The organism is Pseudomonas sp. MUP55, from assembly GCF_034043515.1.
In the GTDB taxonomy this organism is placed as follows: domain Bacteria; phylum Pseudomonadota; class Gammaproteobacteria; order Pseudomonadales; family Pseudomonadaceae; genus Aquipseudomonas.
Genome location: NZ_CP138214.1, coordinates 4,055,218 through 4,069,906, shown reverse-complemented (window position 1 = coordinate 4,069,906; position 14,689 = coordinate 4,055,218). Strand labels below are relative to the sequence as shown.

Below are 14,689 nucleotides of genomic sequence, written 5' to 3'. Positions count from 1 at the left end.
CCGAGCAAGGCCCTAAATCCCCTCGAGCCTGATGCGTCTTCAGAATATAAAGTCCGTGCGCATTTTCCGCCCCCCACGGATGACCACCATCACCCGCGTATTGAGGGATAACGAGATGTCAGTCGCCACCAGCCCCATCGACGCCGCGCCCGTGCACGTCAGCGAAACGCTTTACCAGTTCGACGACAGCCCGTTGCTGGCCCGCCAGCGCCAGCAGGAGTCCAATGCCCGCAGCTATCCTCGGCGCATTCCCCTGGCCCTCAAACGTGCCAGGGGGATCTATGTGGAAGACGTGGAAGGTCGTAGTTTCATTGACTGCCTGGCCGGTGCCGGAACCCTCGCGCTCGGCCATAACCACCCGGTGGTGATCCAGGCCATTCAACAGGTCCTGAGCGATGAATTGCCGTTGCACACCCTGGACCTGACCACACCGGTCAAGGATCAGTTCGTGCAGGATCTGTTCGGCCTGTTGCCGCCGGAACTGGCGCGAGAGGCGAAAATCCAGTTCTGCGGCCCCACCGGCACCGACGCGGTGGAAGCGGCGTTGAAGCTGGCGCGCACGGCCACCGGGCGCAGCACGGTGCTGTCGTTCCAGGGCGGTTATCACGGCATGACTCAGGGCGCGTTGAGCCTGATGGGCAGCCTCGGGCCGAAGAAACCGCTGGGCGCATTGCTCGGCAGTGGCGTGCAATTTCTGCCATTCCCCTACGACTACCGCTGCCCGTTCGGTCTGGGTGGCGCTGAGGGGGTGCGGGTCAACCTGCATTACCTGGAAAACCTGCTCAACGATCCCGAAGCGGGCGTGTTGCCGCCGGCGGCGGTGATCGTTGAAGTGGTGCAGGGCGAGGGCGGCGTGGTCCCGGCGGACCTCGACTGGCTGCGCGGCCTGCGGCGTATCACCGAGCAGGCGGGCGTCGCGCTGATCGTCGATGAAATCCAGAGTGGTTTTGGCCGTACCGGCAAAATGTTTGCCTTCGAGCACGCGGGCATCATCCCGGACGTGGTGGTCATGTCCAAAGCCATTGGTGGCAGCTTGCCGCTGGCGGTGGTGGTGTATCGCGACTGGCTTGACACCTGGCTGCCCGGTGCCCATGCGGGGACGTTCCGGGGCAATCAGATGGCGATGGCGGCAGGTTCGGCGGTGATGCGCTACCTCAAGGAGCACGACCTGGCCGGTCATGCGGCGGCCATGGGCGAGCGCCTGGGCGCACACCTGCGCCTGTTGCAGCGTGACTTCCCGCAACTGGGGGATATTCGCGGGCGTGGGCTGATGCTTGGCGTGGAGTTGGTGGACCCGGCTGGCAAGCGCGACATCCAGGGCCACCCGCCTGTGCATCGGCTGCTCGCGCCGCTGCTCCAGCGTGAGTGTCTCAAGCGTGGCCTGATCCTTGAACTGGGGGGGAGACATGGCAGCGTGGTGCGCTTCCTGCCGCCGCTGGTGATCACCGCTGCTGAAGTCGACCAGGTCGCCGAGATCTTCGGGCGCGCCTTGGCGGCGGCGCTCGCCGGCCTCTAATTTTCGTGACCCTTGGTACGTTTCTACAGATATCAGCGCTGCGCATGGTGCACAGCCAGCCTTTGAACGACGGAGAACAGCAATGACCTCAGTATTTGACCGCGACGACATCCTGTTTCAGGTAGTGGTCAACCACGAAGAGCAATACTCGATCTGGCCCGACTACAAGGCTGTGCCGCAGGGCTGGCGCACTGTAGGCAAGAGCGGCTTCAAGAAAGAGTGCCTGGCCTACATCGAAGAGACCTGGACGGATATGCGTCCGCTGAGCCTGCGCCAGAAAATGGATGGCGCCGCACTCGCCTGACAAATGTGGGAGGGGGCTTGCCCCCGATAGCGGTCTGTCAGTCAGCTTATTTTCAGCTGACCCACCGCCATCGGGGGCAAGCCCCCTCCCACATTTGCACAGTGTTGCCTTCTAAACGCTCTTCTCTTTCTCCAATGCGCCCGATCCCCCTGTCACCACCTGCACGCTCAAGCGCGGTGTCGCCAGGTCCAGCCCTGCTTCATCCAGATGCCGCTTGAGTGACAGGTTGAACGCCCGCGACACTTCCCACTGCTTGATCGGCGCCGTCTTGAACCGCGCGCGCAGGATGGCGCTGCCCGATTCGAAACTCTCCACGCCCTGAATTTCCAGCGGCGACCAGATATTGCGGCGTTGCAGCGGGTCATTGCGCATGGCGTGGCCCACATCGCGCATCAGCTTGATCGCGTCGTCGATCTCCATGTTGTAGGGGATCGCCACGCGAAAGATCGCGTAGCCGAATTCGCGCGAGTAGTTCTTGATGCTCTTGATTTCGCTGAAGGGGATGGTGTGCACGATGCCGTCGATATCGCGCAGGCGCACGGTGCGGATGGTCAACCCTTCGACGGTGCCGAGGTGGCCGCCGACGTCGACGTAGTCATCGATGGCCAGGGAATCTTCGATGATGATGAACAGGCCGGTGATCAGGTCGGCCACCAGCGACTGCGCACCGAAACCGATTGCCAGGCCGATCACACCGGCACCGGCCAGCAGAGGCGTGACGTTCATGCCCATGTTCGCCAGGGCGACGATGGCGGCGATGATGAAGATGGTCACGAACAGCACGTTGCGGATTAGCGGCATCATGGTTTGCGCACGTGCGTTGGCCAGGCCTTTGCGCGAGCGGGTCAGGGCGTGGTGGATCGCGGTGTCGCTGAGAATCCAGATCAGCCAGGCAAACAGCAGGGTGCCGCCTAGGCTGAACAGCTTGACGCTGATTTCATGGCCGTCACCCTCGGTAAAGCGAATCAGCGACAGGCCCCACACGCGCAGGCCCAGCTCAATGAACACCAGCCATACCAGCAGGTGCGCCAGGGTGTAGACGAAGCTTTTCAGGCGGTCGGAGTACAACGCATGGCGCTTGTGCCCGCGCTGCGGTTTGAGCGCGTGGCGCCGCACCAGCCCATTGATCACCATGCACAACACCAGCAGCACCGTGCACAGCAGCGACTGGCGCAGGGCGGTGCTGGTGTCGCCGGCGGACAGGAAGGTGGCAAACAGCGAAATGCCCACCAGCAACAGCGCGGGCAAGTACCAGAAAGTGCCGATGATCGACAGGGTGTCGGTGAGGGCGCGGCGGGTGAGGCGACGCGACAGCGGCTGGTTGCGGATCAGGTGGGCAATCGGTCGACGGAACCGCAGGATGAATACGCCCGTGGACAGCGCCGCCATCACATTGGCCACGGTTGCGGCCGTGTGGGCCAGGTGCTGGCCGAGCGCCGCGACCAGCCGCGGGTCGCTCAAGGCTTCACCAAAGGCGGCAAAACTGCCGATCCACCACAGCGGGCGGAAGGCCTGGTGGCGCAGGATATACAGGGCGCGGTGGCGGTGCGGGCCGTCCAGTAGGGAAAAGGCAATCACGCAGATTGCCGAGAAGCAGGTGCCGACAACCAGGGCGTACGCCAGCACCATCGCCAGGGACTTGCCCAGGGACGAAGGCAGGGCGTAGCTCAGGTAAACCGTGATGACCAGTGCGATCAACCACGGGCCGAGCTTGCGCAGGGCGAAGCGCAGCATGTCCCAGGTGCGTGGGTGTTGCGGCAGCTCCTCGGGCAGGCCGAAGCGTTCGCGCACGCGATGGCTGAGCCAGATCAGCGCCGCGGCCAACAGGCTCCACACCGCCAGGATCACGGCAAAACCAAAGATGATCGGCAACCATTCGCTGGCCGGCAGCATCAGCGTGCTGAGTTCATCCTTGGCCAGGTCGACCTCATTGGACCAGCGCCCCAGCGGGCTGTCGGCGCCGGAGAACTGCTGTTCAAACCCCGACAGCGTGCTGCCGATCAGGCCCAGCACACCAAGTTCGGCGGCCGGTTGGGCCTTTTGCGTGGCCGCGCGCAGTTTCTTCAAGTCGCTCAGCAATTGGGTGCGCTGCTGGTCGTTCTCCAGGGTCTTGATCACTTCGTCCAGCGACTGCCCCAAGGGTACCTCGGCCTGGGGTTGGGCCTTGGTGGAACTGCCCAGCAGTCCGGGCAGGCCGACGGCTTGGGCGGACGTCAGCGGCAGCAGGGTGAGCAGGGCGATGAGCAGGTAGCAGGGCAGGGCAAGCAGACGGGAAAGCACGAGGCGGTCAACCTTGAAAACGACGAATTGATCGAGTGTACGAGGCCGCTATGCCAGATGCGAGCGCATTTGTCATTCCGCCAATTTAGCGAGGATCTTGTACACCACGGTGCCCAGGATCAGCAGCATGCCGACCCACATGCCGAACACGCCAACGGGCTTGTCGCGAAAGTTGAAGCCGACAGCAAGCATGATCATGCCGATCAGGATGGGGATCAGCATGGCGTGGAAGGAGGACATGGAGATCATGGTGTGACGGCCTTGTCAGAGTGGGAATACTGACAAGTCTAGGTCGGATTATGGGAAATGCAGGTGATATGGATCAGGTGAACACATAACCAATGTGGGAGGGGGCTTGCCCCCGATTGCGGCGGGTCAGTCAACAGATGTATTGGCTGGTCCACCGCTATCGGGGGCAAGCCCCCTCCCACATTTTTGAGCGCATTCAGCCCCTGAGATCAGGGCAGGTCGCGACTTGCATAGAACGCGCCCAGTACCTTGACCAGGTGCGCCAGATCATGACTGCCGCACAGTTCACGAATCGAATGCATGGCAAACGTCGGCAGGCCGATGTCCACGGTGCGCACACCCAGGTTGCTGGCGGTGATCGGCCCGATTGTCGAGCCACAGCCCATGTCGCTGCGCACCACAAAGCTCTGCACCGGCACTTCCTGAGCCATGCACAGGTGACGGAAGAACCCGGCGGTTTCGCTGTTGGTGGCGTAGCGCTGGTTGCTGTTGACCTTGATCACCGGGCCGGCGTTGAGCTTGGGGCCGTGGTTGGCGTCGTGTTTCTCGGCGTAGTTGGGGTGCACGCCATGGGCGTTGTCCGCAGACACCATCAGCGATTTCTGAATGGTGCGCACGAATTCTTCACCTTCCGGCAGCAGCCGGCGCAGGGTCTGTTCCAGCATCGGGCCATCGGCGCCGCAGGCCGAGGAGGAGCCGACTTCTTCGTGGTCGTTGCACACCAGTACGCAGGTTTCATCGGTGTCGCGGGTGAGCAGGGCTTGCAAGCCGGCGTAGCACGACAGCAGGTTGTCCAGGCGCGCACCGGCGATGAAGTCGCCATTGAGACCAATCACCGCAGCGCTCTGGGTGTCGTAGAAGCTCAGCTCGTAGTCGAGCACCACGTCGGCATTGAGCCCGTGCTCGCGCGCCAGTTGCTCGGTGAGTACAGCGCGAAAGTCCACGCGCTCGTCACCGGCAAATTGCGCGAGGATCGGCGGCAGTTCGGTCTGGGCATTGATCGCCCAGCCCTGGTTGGCCTCACGGTTGAGGTGGATGGCCAGGTTGGGAATGATGGCGATCGGCAGCTTGAAGTCGATCAGCTGGCTTTCGACCTTGCCATCGCGACGGAACGTGACGCGGCCAGCCAGGGACAGGTCGCGGTCGAACCACGGGGCCAGCAATGCGCCGCCGTAGACTTCCACGCCCAACTGCCAGAAACCCTGGCGTTGCAGCTCGGGCTGGGGCTTGACCCGCAGGCACGGGCTGTCGGTGTGGGCGCCGACCATGCGGATACCGTCTTGCAGCGGCGAGTGGCGGCCCAGCTTGAATGCAATGATCGAGGAGTCGTTACGGGTCACGTAATAGCGACCGTTGGCTTCGGTGGTCCAGGTGTCGCGCTCGTCGAGACGCTGGTAACCGGCTGCTTCCAGGCGCTGGGCCAGGGCAGCGGTGGCATGAAAGGGAGTAGGGGAGGCCTTGAGGAAGTCGATCAGGCCTTGATTCAACGCTTCGCGCATAATTAGCTCCAGACAGCAATGCGCCGAGTTTACCGTATTGGTTTGACTCGGTGTCTAGAACTGACACAGAACAAGATGTGGGAGGGGGCTTGAACTGGCCTAATGATCCCGGACACCTCTTAAGGGCGATATGATTCGCCCAATCAGGAGGTTCCGAATGCAACAGCGAAAGACCTATACCCACGAGTTCAAGCAACGTGCTGCAAGCATGGTTCTTGATGATAACTGCTCAGTTCCCGACGTCTGCGCATCGATGGACGTTGGCCCTACGGCTCTGCGCCGCTGGGTTGATCAGGTTCGTAAAGAACGTCACAAAGGGCAGCCAGTGGCAGGTACCAAGGCTATCAGCGACGAACAGCGAGAGCTTCAACAGCTACGAGCCAAGATCAAGCGCCTGGAGACTGAGGCTGAAATCTTAAAAAAGGCTACGGCTCTCTTGATGTCGGATCCCGATCGTTTTTCCTGATCGAGGAACTGAGGGAGTCGAGTTCATATCCGACCAGCCTGCTTTGCAGTGCGCTAGGCGTTTCTCGCAGCGCGTTTTATGACTGGATTAAGCGTCGCTCAGCACCGAATGCCGAGCGTGACGCGCTTAGAGCAAAAGTCGTGCAATTGCATGTCGAAAGCCGGGAAAGTGCAGGCACACGGATGATCTCTCAGCGCCTGAAGGCCCAACAGATCAAGGCGGGAAGGTATTTAGTTGCAAAGCTCATGGCGGAGGCAAATCTGGCCAGCAAACAGCGTCGCCGCCATCAGTATCGCTCTAGAGGCGTCGAAGCATTTGTGGCCAAGAACCTGCTCGAGCGTAACTTCGAGCCAACCGCAATTAATCAGGTCTGGTGCGGCGACGTTACCAGCCTGATGGTTGGGAAACGCTGGTATCACTTGGCAGCGGTGATTGATCTGTTCGCCCGCCGAATCGTTGGCTGGGCGTTTTCTCTGATCAATGACGCCAACCTGGTTAGCAGGGCGCTGAGAATGGCGGTGGAGGTTCGAGGCAAACATGCAGGCTTGATGTTTCATTCAGATCAAGGCTGCCAATACACCAGCCAGCTCTTTCAGTCCGAGCTGCTGGAGCATGGAATAACGCAAAGCATGAGCCGCAGGGGGCAGTGCTGGGACAACGCGCCAACAGAGCGTTTCTTCGGGACGCTCAAATCAGAGTGGGTGCCCACCAAAGGCTATACGACAGTTGAAGAAGCCAAGCAGGATATGACCCGCTTTTTCATGCGATACAACCGAATCAGGCTCCACAGCTACAACAATTACCTGTCGCCAATAGCCATGGAGCAGGAGGCGGCTTGATCACCGTAACCGGTGTCCGGAAAAACTTGACCAGAACAGCTTGCCCCCGATTGCGGTGTATCAGTCAGCCAATGTTTAGCTGACCCACTGCTATCGGGGGCAAGCCCCCTCCCACAGGTACTGTGTTTAGAGCTTTAGAAGGGCGCGGGGCACTCGAAACGCAAGCGCTCGCCGCTTTGCGGATGAGTAAAACTCAACATGCTCGCGTGCAGGCACAGGCGCGGCCAGGCCGCGAGGGCTTGTTCGTGGGCATATAGGCCATCACCGAGCAGCGGATGGCCGATGGACAGCATGTGTACGCGCAGCTGGTGCGAGCGCCCAGTGATCGGCGTCAGTTCGACGCGGCACCAGTCGCCGCAACGTTCCAGCACCTTCCAGAAGGTCAGCGCGTGCTTGCCGAATTCGTGGTCCACCACATGACGTGGCTTGGTCGGCGGGTCATAGCGCAAGGGCAGGTCGATGCTGCCGCTGTCCAGTTCCGGCTGGCCCCAGGCCAATGCCGTGTAGGCCTTTTCCGTTTCACGGTCATGAAACTGGCGGGACAGTTCGCGGTGGGTGTCCGCGTCACGCGCCAACAGGATGATGCCCGAGGTTTCCCAGTCCAGGCGATGAACGATGCGGGCTTCGGGGTAGCCGTTTTCCTGCAGGCGGGTAATCAGGCAGTCCTTGTTGTCGTCGGCCCGGCCGGGCACCGAGAGCAGCAGGGTCGGCTTGTTCACCACCAGGACAGCGTCGTCCTGATGCAGGATGTGGATAGTGGACAGCGGCATTAAACAGCCTCGTAACAAACGCCAACGGCGGCTCGCCCACCCGGTTCCCCTAACGGGATCAGGTGAGCGAGCCGCCGTGGCGGCCGCCTGTTCGATTAACGATCAGGCAGGGTGATATTGAGTTCCAGAATCGAGCAACTGCCGTCATTTTCCAGGGCGACATGCACGTCATCGTTGCCGATATTGACGTACTTGCGGATCACCTCGACCAGTTCCTTCTGCAAGGCTGGCAGGTAGTCCGGGGTACTGCGTTGGCCGCGTTCGTGCGCCACGATGATCTGTAGACGCTCTTTCGCGACCGACGCGGTGCTTGGCTTTTTGTTGGCACGAAAGAAGTCGAGAAATTTCATTGTTTAGTTGCCTCCAAAGATACGCTCGAAGAATCCCTTCTTCTTCACATCGAGGAAGCGGTGTTCCACGGTCTTGCCCAGCAGGCGATCAACGGCATCGCTGTACGCCTGGCCGGCGTCGCTCTGGTCATCGAGAATAACCGGCACGCCCTGGTTGGAAGCTTTCAGGACGGCCTGGGACTCGGGGATCACACCCAGCAGGGTCACTGCGAGGATTTCCTTGACGTCTTCAACGCCGAGCATTTCGCCGTTGTTGACACGCTCAGGGTTGTAGCGGGTCAGCAGCAGGTGTTCCTTGATCGGGTCCTGGCCTTCTTCGGCGCGCTTGGACTTGCTGGCCAGCAGGCCGAGCATACGGTCGGAGTCACGTACCGAGGACACTTCCGGGTTGGTCACGACGATAGCTTCATCGGCGAAGTACATCGCCAGGTGAGCACCGGTTTCGATACCGGCCGGGGAGTCGCACACCACGTATTCGAAGGTTTCTTTGAGCTCGGCGAGGACTTTGCCTACGCCTTCCTTGGTCAGTGCGTCTTTGTCACGGGTCTGGCTGGCGGCCAGCACGTACAGGTTCTCAAGGCGCTTGTCCTTGATCAGGGCCTGTTGCAGGTTGGCTTCGCCGTTCACCACGTTGACGAAGTCGTACACCACGCGGCGTTCGCAGCCCATGATCAGGTCGAGGTTACGCAAACCCACGTCGAAGTCGACGATGACTGTCTTGTGGCCGCGCAGAGCGAGGCCGGTACCGATAGCGGCGCTGGTGGTGGTCTTACCCACACCACCCTTGCCGGATGTAACCACGAGAATCTTGGCCAAGGTGTTTCACCCCTAAGGAAAAAGGACTTTCGGTCCCTGAAAAACATCTCTTGAAACTCGCTGCAGGCGGACAGCCTGTGTAGGGGAAAGCCAGGTTTTCCCCAGGGGAAACACCTTACTTTCAAATAGTCCTACGCAAGTATTGCCGGTTTCGCTTTGCTATCAGAGTCTAGAGATGCTTGGAAAATGCGGCAGTATCCGTTAAAGGCGGATGATGTTCAACACATCGCCCGACAGGTTGACCTGTACCGAAGCCCCCCACAGCGGATCACGGCGCAAATCTTCGGAAACCTTGTACTGACCCGCGATGGAAACCAGCTCAGCGGTCAACTGCTGGCAGAAAATACGCGCCTTGGTATCGCCCTTGATGCCGGCCAGTGCACGGCCGCGCATCGGGCCGTATACATGGATATTACCGTCGGCGAGAAGTTCCGCGCCCGGGCTGACCGAGGAAACCACCACAAGGTCGCCGCCCTGGGCGTAAATCTGCTGCCCGCCGCGCACGGGCGAGGTGATGATCCGGGTCGGCCTGATCGTCGGCTCAGGGGGTTTTTCCGGTTTTTTCTTCTCTTCACCGACCGGCGGTTCGAGTGGACGCTCGCGCGCACCGGACGGCGGCAGTACTGGCAGTTCAATGGCGATGGCGGCGGCGATGTCTTCGATCCGGCTGGCGCGAATCGCCAGGGTGCGCAGGCCGTGTGAACGGCACACGCGCATCAGTCCGGGCAGGTCGATGACGCCCTGGCCGGCCGGGAGTTTGTCCAGGGCCAGCACCAGCGGGGCATTATTGAAAAAGTTCGGCGCCAGGGCGACCTTGGCGGCCAGTTGGCGGTCGAGGGCGTCGAGGTCATTGCGCGCCAGTTCCAGCACAGTAATGGCGAGCATGCTGCCCTTCAGCTGGAACACGGGATCTTGGTCTAGCGGTTCGGTTTGGCTCATGGTCGGCAAAGCGGCTTGTCACGAAAAGTGTCGAGACTTATAACGAGAACACTCACCCGCCGCAAGCCGAGTCGAACCGTTGTAGAATGCGCGGCCCTTGTCTTTACCGGAATCTGTAATGGATCGCCCGCGTTTTCGAGCTGTATTTCTGCACCCGCGTTTTTGGCCGTTATGGCTGGGGCTGGGCCTGCTGTGGCTGGTCACCCAACTGCCGTACCGCGTGCTGTTGACCATTGGTCGCCTGCTGGGCGCGGGCATGTACCGCGTGGCCGGCGAACGTCGCCGCATCGCCGCGCGCAACCTGGAGTTGTGCTTCCCGGAGAAGTCCGCCAAGGAGCGCAAACGCCTGCTCAAGGAAAACTTTGCCTCCACCGGTATCGCCTTCTTCGAGATGGCCATGAGCTGGTGGTGGCCCAAGCCGCGCCTGGCGCGACTGGCCCATGTGCAGGGGTTGGAGCATCTCACCCAGGCGCAATTGGAAGGCAAGGGCGTGATCCTGATGGCCCTGCACTTCACCACCCTGGAAATCGGCGCCGCTCTGCTCGGGCAGAAACACACCATCGACGGCATGTACCGCGAGCACGGCAACCCGCTGTTCGACTTCATCCAGCGCCGTGGCCGCGAGCGCCACAACCTCGATTCCCTGGCTGTCGAACGCGATGACGTGCGCGGCATGCTCAAGCTGCTGCGCGCTGGCCGTGCGATCTGGTACGCGCCGGACCAGGACTACGGCGCCAAGCAAAGTATCTTCGTGCCGCTGTTCGGTATCCAGGCCGCCACGGTCACGGCCACCAGCAAATTTGCACGCCTGGGCAAGGCGCTGGTGGTGCCGTTCACCCAGGAGCGCCTGGCCGATGGCAGTGGCTACCGTCTGGTGATCCATGCGCCGCTCACCGATTTCCCGGGCGAGACGGACGAGATCGACTGCCTGCGCATCAACCAGTGGGTCGAAGCCTCGGTTCGCGAGTGCCCCGAGCAATACCTGTGGACCCACCGCCGCTTCAAGAGCCGGCCATCGGGTGAACCCAAGCTGTACGAAAAACGCCGTCGGTAAGCCTTCCTTTTTCCACATGGAGTAATGCAATGCGTCCAGCTGAACCGGTCACAGGCTTGATTCTTTCCGGCGGCGGGGCGCGAGCGGCGTATCAGGTGGGGGTGTTGGCGGCGATTGCCGAGTTGCTGCCGCCAGGGGCACCGAATCCATTTGCGGTGATTGTCGGCACCTCGGCCGGGGCGATCAATGCGGTCAGCCTGGCCAGTGGCGCAACTGATTTCACCGCCGCTGTCGAACGCCTTACGGCATTCTGGCAAGGCTTTCGCAGCCATCTGGTGTTGCGCAGCGACTGGCCGGGCGTGATCCGCCAGGCGAGCCGGTTCTTCATTCATAGCCTGTTGGGCCTGGGCCGGCAGTTGCCGGTGGCCTTGCTCGACAGTTCACCGCTGCGCGAGCTGCTGCAGGACAAACTGCACCTGGCGGGCATCGACGAAGCCATCCGGCTCAAGCATCTGCAGGCCGTGGCGGTCACCGCGTTCGGCTATGAATCCGGTCAGGCGGTGACCTTCTACCAAGGCGGCGGAACCATCGACCCCTGGCTGCGCCATCGGCGGATCGGCGTGCCGACCCAACTCACGGTGGAACACTTGCTGGCCAGTTCGGCGATTCCCTTGCTGTTTGCCCCGGTGAAACTCGACCAGGAATTTTTCGGTGACGGCGCCGTTCGCCAGTCGGCCCCCATCAGCCCGGCCTTGCACCTGGGCGCGAGTCGTGTGCTGGTGGTGGGCGTCAGCGGTAACCCGCGCGGCAATGAACCGTCGGCACCGCGCACCTACACCGGCCAGGAGCCGACACTCGCGCAAATCGGCGGGCACATGCTCAACAGCACATTCATCGACAGCCTGGAAAGCGATATCGAATTGCTGGAACGCTTGAATCAATTCAGCCATGCCTCGCCCGGCGTGGCGGCAGTTGACGTGTTGGTGATTGCACCCAGCCAGCCGATCGACGAAATCGCGGCGCGCCATCGCCAGGAACTGCCAGCAGCGTTGCGCATGTTCTTGCGCGGGCCTGGGGCGACCAAGACCAGTGGTGCAGGGGTGTTGAGTTACTTGTTGTTCGAGGCGGGGTATTGCAGCGAGTTGATCGAGTTGGGGCGCAAAGATGCGTTGGCCAAGCGCGAGGAACTGTCGCGATTCCTCGGCCTGACGCTGAACTGAATGTGGGAGGGGGCAAGCCCCCTCCCACATTTTGACCTGCGGTGTTCAATCAGAAGTGATACTTGACCAGGAAGCTCGCCGTATCCTGAGTCGTCTTGAACGCCCCCGAATCCTCGATCCCGTACTTGTTCTTCCAGTAGTCGTATTCAAAGCCCACATACAACTGTTTGTCGCCCCAATGCAGCGCCTTGCCCAGGTCGTATTTAACCTGGGGGTTGAAGTGCAGGTTGGCGTGGTAAGTGCCGCGGGCGTTCTTGTCGTTGTCCACCACCCAGTCCATGAAGCCGTCGATCAGCACATCGGAGTTGCCCACGGGAATTGTGTACGACCACACCGGCGTGATCTGCCACACGCCGTCACCCGGGCGGTTGCCCTCGGTCTGGCGCTGGTAGAAGTTCAACTGGAAGTAGTCGAAGCCCGGAATATTCAAATCAAACGCCGGGCCCAGCAGGTACGACTCGTTGTCGCCTTCGCCGAACTCGTAAGTGAAGGCCAGCAATACATCCTTGATCGGACCGAATGACAAATCCTTGTCGAGAATCTTGCCGAACGACAACCGTGGGCTGAACTCGCCGTAGTAGGTATTCGGACCGACGTTGCCGTCTTCCTTGCCGTTGTAAAAGATGCGGTCGAGGAAGAAGAAGTTGTCGCCGTATTTCCACGCGTCGGCATGTTCGAACGTGACGGTCTGCTGGATCTGCGGGTTGACGGTAAAGCTCTTGCCCCACAGATACGTCAGGCTGTTGTTCTGCCACTGCAACAAATCGCCGGCCACGGCTTGGCCACCGGCCAGCAGGGATCCCGCCAGCATCAGGCCTTTGAACATAGGTTTCATTCGGTGCTCCCGAGTTAAAGTTTTATGTTTTTTATCTGGCGCTCTGGTGTGGCGCCTTTGGATTTGCTGAAGAACTCGTCTGACTGGTCAACTTTATGGCTGTAGCAAAAGCCGCGCCAAGGCGATAAAAAACCGTCGATTCAAGCGGGCGCGGAGAATACTGGCTCCCACGTCTGGGCTCAAGTGCGCCTTTACAGCGCGCACCAGGCGACGATGGGGCACGCTTCAGCTGTGGGCGTGCTCAACGGCAGGGCGTTCAGCGCCGCCGAGAATGTTGAACAGGATGTTCAGCGACAAGGCGCTGAGGGTGGCCATGGCGATGCCGCTGTGGGTGATCGGGCTCATCCATAACGGCAATTGTGCGAAGAACTCCGGACGCACCACCGGGATCAGGCCCATGCCGATGCTCACCGCCACCAGCAACTGGTTGCGCCGGTCGGCGATGTCGGCTTCCTGCAGGATCTTGATGCCGGTCGCCGCGACCATTCCGAACATCGCAATCGCCGCGCCGCCCAGTACCGCCGGAGGAATCGACGCCACCAGGTAGGCGGCCTTGGGCAACAGGCTCAGCACAATCAGGAATGCCCCGGCCATGATCGTGACCGAGCGGCAGCGCACGCCGGTCATCTGCACCAGGCCGATGTTCTGCGCGAACGAGGAGTGGGTAAAGGTATTGAAGAAGCCGGCAAAGAACGACGCGCCGGCATCACACAGCAAACCGCGGCGCAGCATTTTCGGCGTGACGTCCTGGCCGGTGATCTTCCCCAGGGCGAGGAACATCCCGGTGGACTCGACAAAAATGATCACCACCACCAGGCACATCGACAGGATCGGCGCCAACTCGAACGTGGGCATGCCGAAGTGCAGCGGCGTCACCACCTGCACCCACGGCGCCTGGGCCAGGCCGCTGAGGTCGACCATGCCGAGGGTGCCACACAATGCGTAGCCCAGGCCCATGCCGATCAGCACCGAGATATTCACCCAGAAGCCGCGCATGAAGCGGTTGATCAGCAAGATGGTGCCCAGCACCAGCGCAGCAATCGCCAGGTACACCGGCGAGCCGAACGTAGCGGCGGCGCTGCCGCCACCGGCCCAGTTCACGGCCACCGGAAACAGCGAAAGGCCGATGGCGGTAATCACGGTCCCGGTCACCAGCGGCGGGAAAAAACGCACGATCCTGGACATGAACGGCGCGATGAGCATGCCGAAGAACCCGGCGGCGATGGTTGCGCCGAAGATCCCCTGCAAGCCGATACCGGGCATGCCGGCCATGGCGACCATGCTGCCGACGGCGGCGAAACTGGCGCCCATCATCACCGGCATGCGAATACCCACCGGGCCGATGCCGAACGACTGCACCATGGTGGCGATGCCGGCGACCAATAGGTCGGCGTTGATCAGAAAGGCGATTTCTTCACGGCTCAGCCCGGCGGCCTGGCCAATGATCAGGGGCACGGCGACGGCACCGCCGTACATCAGCAAGACGTGTTGCAGGCCTACCAGAATCAGTTGCAAGAGGGGCAGCCGCACCATGGCGGGCGCGGCAGGGTGCTGCGTTTCTAACTGGGACATGCAACACCTCGAATCTTTTTTATTGTTGTGTTGTGTGGCA

Annotated in this window: 15 protein-coding genes; 6 read left to right on the top strand and 9 right to left on the bottom strand. The window is 61.3% G+C overall.

Features of this window, described 5'->3' with window-relative positions:
• Positions 1 to 115: 115 nt before the first annotated feature.
• Both SC318_RS18280 and SC318_RS18275 read left to right on the top strand, forming a co-directional pair.
• Positions 116 to 1,516 (top strand): aspartate aminotransferase family protein, encoded by a 1,401-nt coding sequence (locus tag SC318_RS18280; protein WP_320427933.1) that lies wholly within the window; start codon positions 116 to 118, stop codon positions 1,514 to 1,516.
• Between the two features lie 82 nt (positions 1,517 to 1,598).
• Positions 1,599 to 1,820: an MbtH family protein gene (locus tag SC318_RS18275; protein ID WP_320427932.1), complete on the top strand. Its 222-nt coding sequence runs from the start codon at positions 1,599 to 1,601 to the stop codon at positions 1,818 to 1,820.
• A gap of 111 nt (positions 1,821 to 1,931) precedes the next feature.
• Here the strand turns inward: SC318_RS18275 and SC318_RS18270 are convergent, their stop codons facing one another.
• From SC318_RS18270 to SC318_RS18260, 3 genes are all read right to left on the bottom strand, one after another.
• On the bottom strand, positions 1,932 to 4,100 hold the full coding sequence (locus SC318_RS18270; RefSeq protein ID WP_320427931.1) for a mechanosensitive ion channel family protein: 2,169 nt from the start codon (positions 4,098 to 4,100) through the stop codon (positions 1,932 to 1,934).
• A gap of 72 nt (positions 4,101 to 4,172) precedes the next feature.
• The gene (locus SC318_RS18265; RefSeq protein ID WP_194937676.1) at positions 4,173 to 4,349 is read right to left on the bottom strand and encodes a hypothetical protein; all 177 of its coding nucleotides are present in this window, start codon (positions 4,347 to 4,349) and stop codon (positions 4,173 to 4,175) included.
• A gap of 209 nt (positions 4,350 to 4,558) precedes the next feature.
• Complete coding sequence (locus SC318_RS18260) at positions 4,559 to 5,848, bottom strand: M18 family aminopeptidase (protein WP_320427930.1); 1,290 nt, start codon at positions 5,846 to 5,848, stop codon at positions 4,559 to 4,561.
• A gap of 157 nt (positions 5,849 to 6,005) precedes the next feature.
• On the opposite strand from SC318_RS18260, the gene SC318_RS18255 reads away from it, so the two are divergent.
• Together SC318_RS18255 and SC318_RS18250 are read left to right on the top strand one after the other, a co-directional pair.
• The gene (locus SC318_RS18255; protein WP_320427350.1) at positions 6,006 to 6,314 is read left to right on the top strand and encodes a transposase; all 309 of its coding nucleotides are present in this window, start codon (positions 6,006 to 6,008) and stop codon (positions 6,312 to 6,314) included.
• The gene (locus SC318_RS18250) at positions 6,311 to 7,153 is read left to right on the top strand and encodes an IS3 family transposase (RefSeq protein WP_320431256.1); all 843 of its coding nucleotides are present in this window, start codon (positions 6,311 to 6,313) and stop codon (positions 7,151 to 7,153) included. The genes SC318_RS18255 and SC318_RS18250 overlap by 4 nt, the downstream gene beginning before the upstream one ends.
• A 134-nt stretch (positions 7,154 to 7,287) precedes the next feature.
• On the opposite strand, the gene SC318_RS18245 is transcribed toward SC318_RS18250, so the two are convergent.
• The 4 genes from SC318_RS18245 to minC form a co-directional block, all read right to left on the bottom strand.
• On the bottom strand, positions 7,288 to 7,923 hold the full coding sequence (locus SC318_RS18245) for an RluA family pseudouridine synthase (protein ID WP_027603908.1): 636 nt from the start codon (positions 7,921 to 7,923) through the stop codon (positions 7,288 to 7,290).
• A gap of 95 nt (positions 7,924 to 8,018) precedes the next feature.
• A complete protein-coding gene (gene minE / locus SC318_RS18240; RefSeq protein WP_003175252.1) occupies positions 8,019 to 8,273 on the bottom strand; it encodes a cell division topological specificity factor MinE in 255 nt (84 codons plus the stop codon).
• A gap of 3 nt (positions 8,274 to 8,276) precedes the next feature.
• A complete protein-coding gene (gene minD, locus SC318_RS18235; protein WP_003192835.1) occupies positions 8,277 to 9,089 on the bottom strand; it encodes a septum site-determining protein MinD in 813 nt (270 codons plus the stop codon).
• A 201-nt stretch (positions 9,090 to 9,290) separates the two neighbouring features.
• Positions 9,291 to 10,028 carry a septum site-determining protein MinC gene (gene minC / locus SC318_RS18230; RefSeq protein ID WP_306493951.1) on the bottom strand — a complete coding sequence of 246 codons (738 nt, stop codon included), beginning with the start codon at positions 10,026 to 10,028 and terminating at the stop codon, positions 9,291 to 9,293.
• Between the two features lie 118 nt (positions 10,029 to 10,146).
• Here minC and SC318_RS18225 point away from each other — a divergent pair, with 118 nt between their 5' ends.
• Both SC318_RS18225 and SC318_RS18220 read left to right on the top strand, forming a co-directional pair.
• Complete coding sequence (locus tag SC318_RS18225) at positions 10,147 to 11,082, top strand: lipid A biosynthesis lauroyl acyltransferase (protein WP_320427929.1); 936 nt, start codon at positions 10,147 to 10,149, stop codon at positions 11,080 to 11,082.
• A gap of 29 nt (positions 11,083 to 11,111) precedes the next feature.
• Positions 11,112 to 12,242 (top strand): patatin-like phospholipase family protein, encoded by a 1,131-nt coding sequence (locus tag SC318_RS18220; RefSeq protein ID WP_320427928.1) that lies wholly within the window; start codon positions 11,112 to 11,114, stop codon positions 12,240 to 12,242.
• Between the two features lie 49 nt (positions 12,243 to 12,291).
• Here SC318_RS18220 and SC318_RS18215 read toward each other — a convergent pair whose 3' ends face one another.
• The gene (locus tag SC318_RS18215; RefSeq protein WP_003192827.1) at positions 12,292 to 13,077 is read right to left on the bottom strand and encodes an outer membrane protein OmpK; all 786 of its coding nucleotides are present in this window, start codon (positions 13,075 to 13,077) and stop codon (positions 12,292 to 12,294) included.
• Between the two features lie 225 nt (positions 13,078 to 13,302).
• Positions 13,303 to 14,649 (bottom strand): nucleobase:cation symporter-2 family protein, encoded by a 1,347-nt coding sequence (locus tag SC318_RS18210; RefSeq protein ID WP_320427927.1) that lies wholly within the window; start codon positions 14,647 to 14,649, stop codon positions 13,303 to 13,305.
• Positions 14,650 to 14,689 lie beyond the last annotated feature (40 nt).

Bases quoted from the DNA above. Each gene is read 5' to 3' on its own strand.
- SC318_RS18265 (WP_194937676.1), bottom strand. From the start codon at position 4,349: ATGATCTCCATGTCCTCCTTCCACGCCATGCTGATCCCCATCCTGATC.
- minE (WP_003175252.1), bottom strand. From the start codon at position 8,273: ATGAAATTTCTCGACTTCTTTCGTGCCAACAAAAAGCCAAGCACCGCG.
- SC318_RS18215 (WP_003192827.1), bottom strand. From the start codon at position 13,077: ATGAAACCTATGTTCAAAGGCCTGATGCTGGCGGGATCCCTGCTGGCC.
- SC318_RS18210 (WP_320427927.1), bottom strand. From the start codon at position 14,649: ATGTCCCAGTTAGAAACGCAGCACCCTGCCGCGCCCGCCATGGTGCGG.
- SC318_RS18275 (WP_320427932.1), top strand. From the start codon at position 1,599: ATGACCTCAGTATTTGACCGCGACGACATCCTGTTTCAGGTAGTGGTC.
- minC (WP_306493951.1), bottom strand. From the start codon at position 10,028: ATGAGCCAAACCGAACCGCTAGACCAAGATCCCGTGTTCCAGCTGAAG.
- SC318_RS18260 (WP_320427930.1), bottom strand. From the start codon at position 5,848: ATGCGCGAAGCGTTGAATCAAGGCCTGATCGACTTCCTCAAGGCCTCC.
- SC318_RS18255 (WP_320427350.1), top strand. From the start codon at position 6,006: ATGCAACAGCGAAAGACCTATACCCACGAGTTCAAGCAACGTGCTGCA.
- SC318_RS18245 (WP_027603908.1), bottom strand. From the start codon at position 7,923: ATGCCGCTGTCCACTATCCACATCCTGCATCAGGACGACGCTGTCCTG.
- SC318_RS18225 (WP_320427929.1), top strand. From the start codon at position 10,147: ATGGATCGCCCGCGTTTTCGAGCTGTATTTCTGCACCCGCGTTTTTGG.
- SC318_RS18220 (WP_320427928.1), top strand. From the start codon at position 11,112: ATGCGTCCAGCTGAACCGGTCACAGGCTTGATTCTTTCCGGCGGCGGG.
- SC318_RS18280 (WP_320427933.1), top strand. From the start codon at position 116: ATGTCAGTCGCCACCAGCCCCATCGACGCCGCGCCCGTGCACGTCAGC.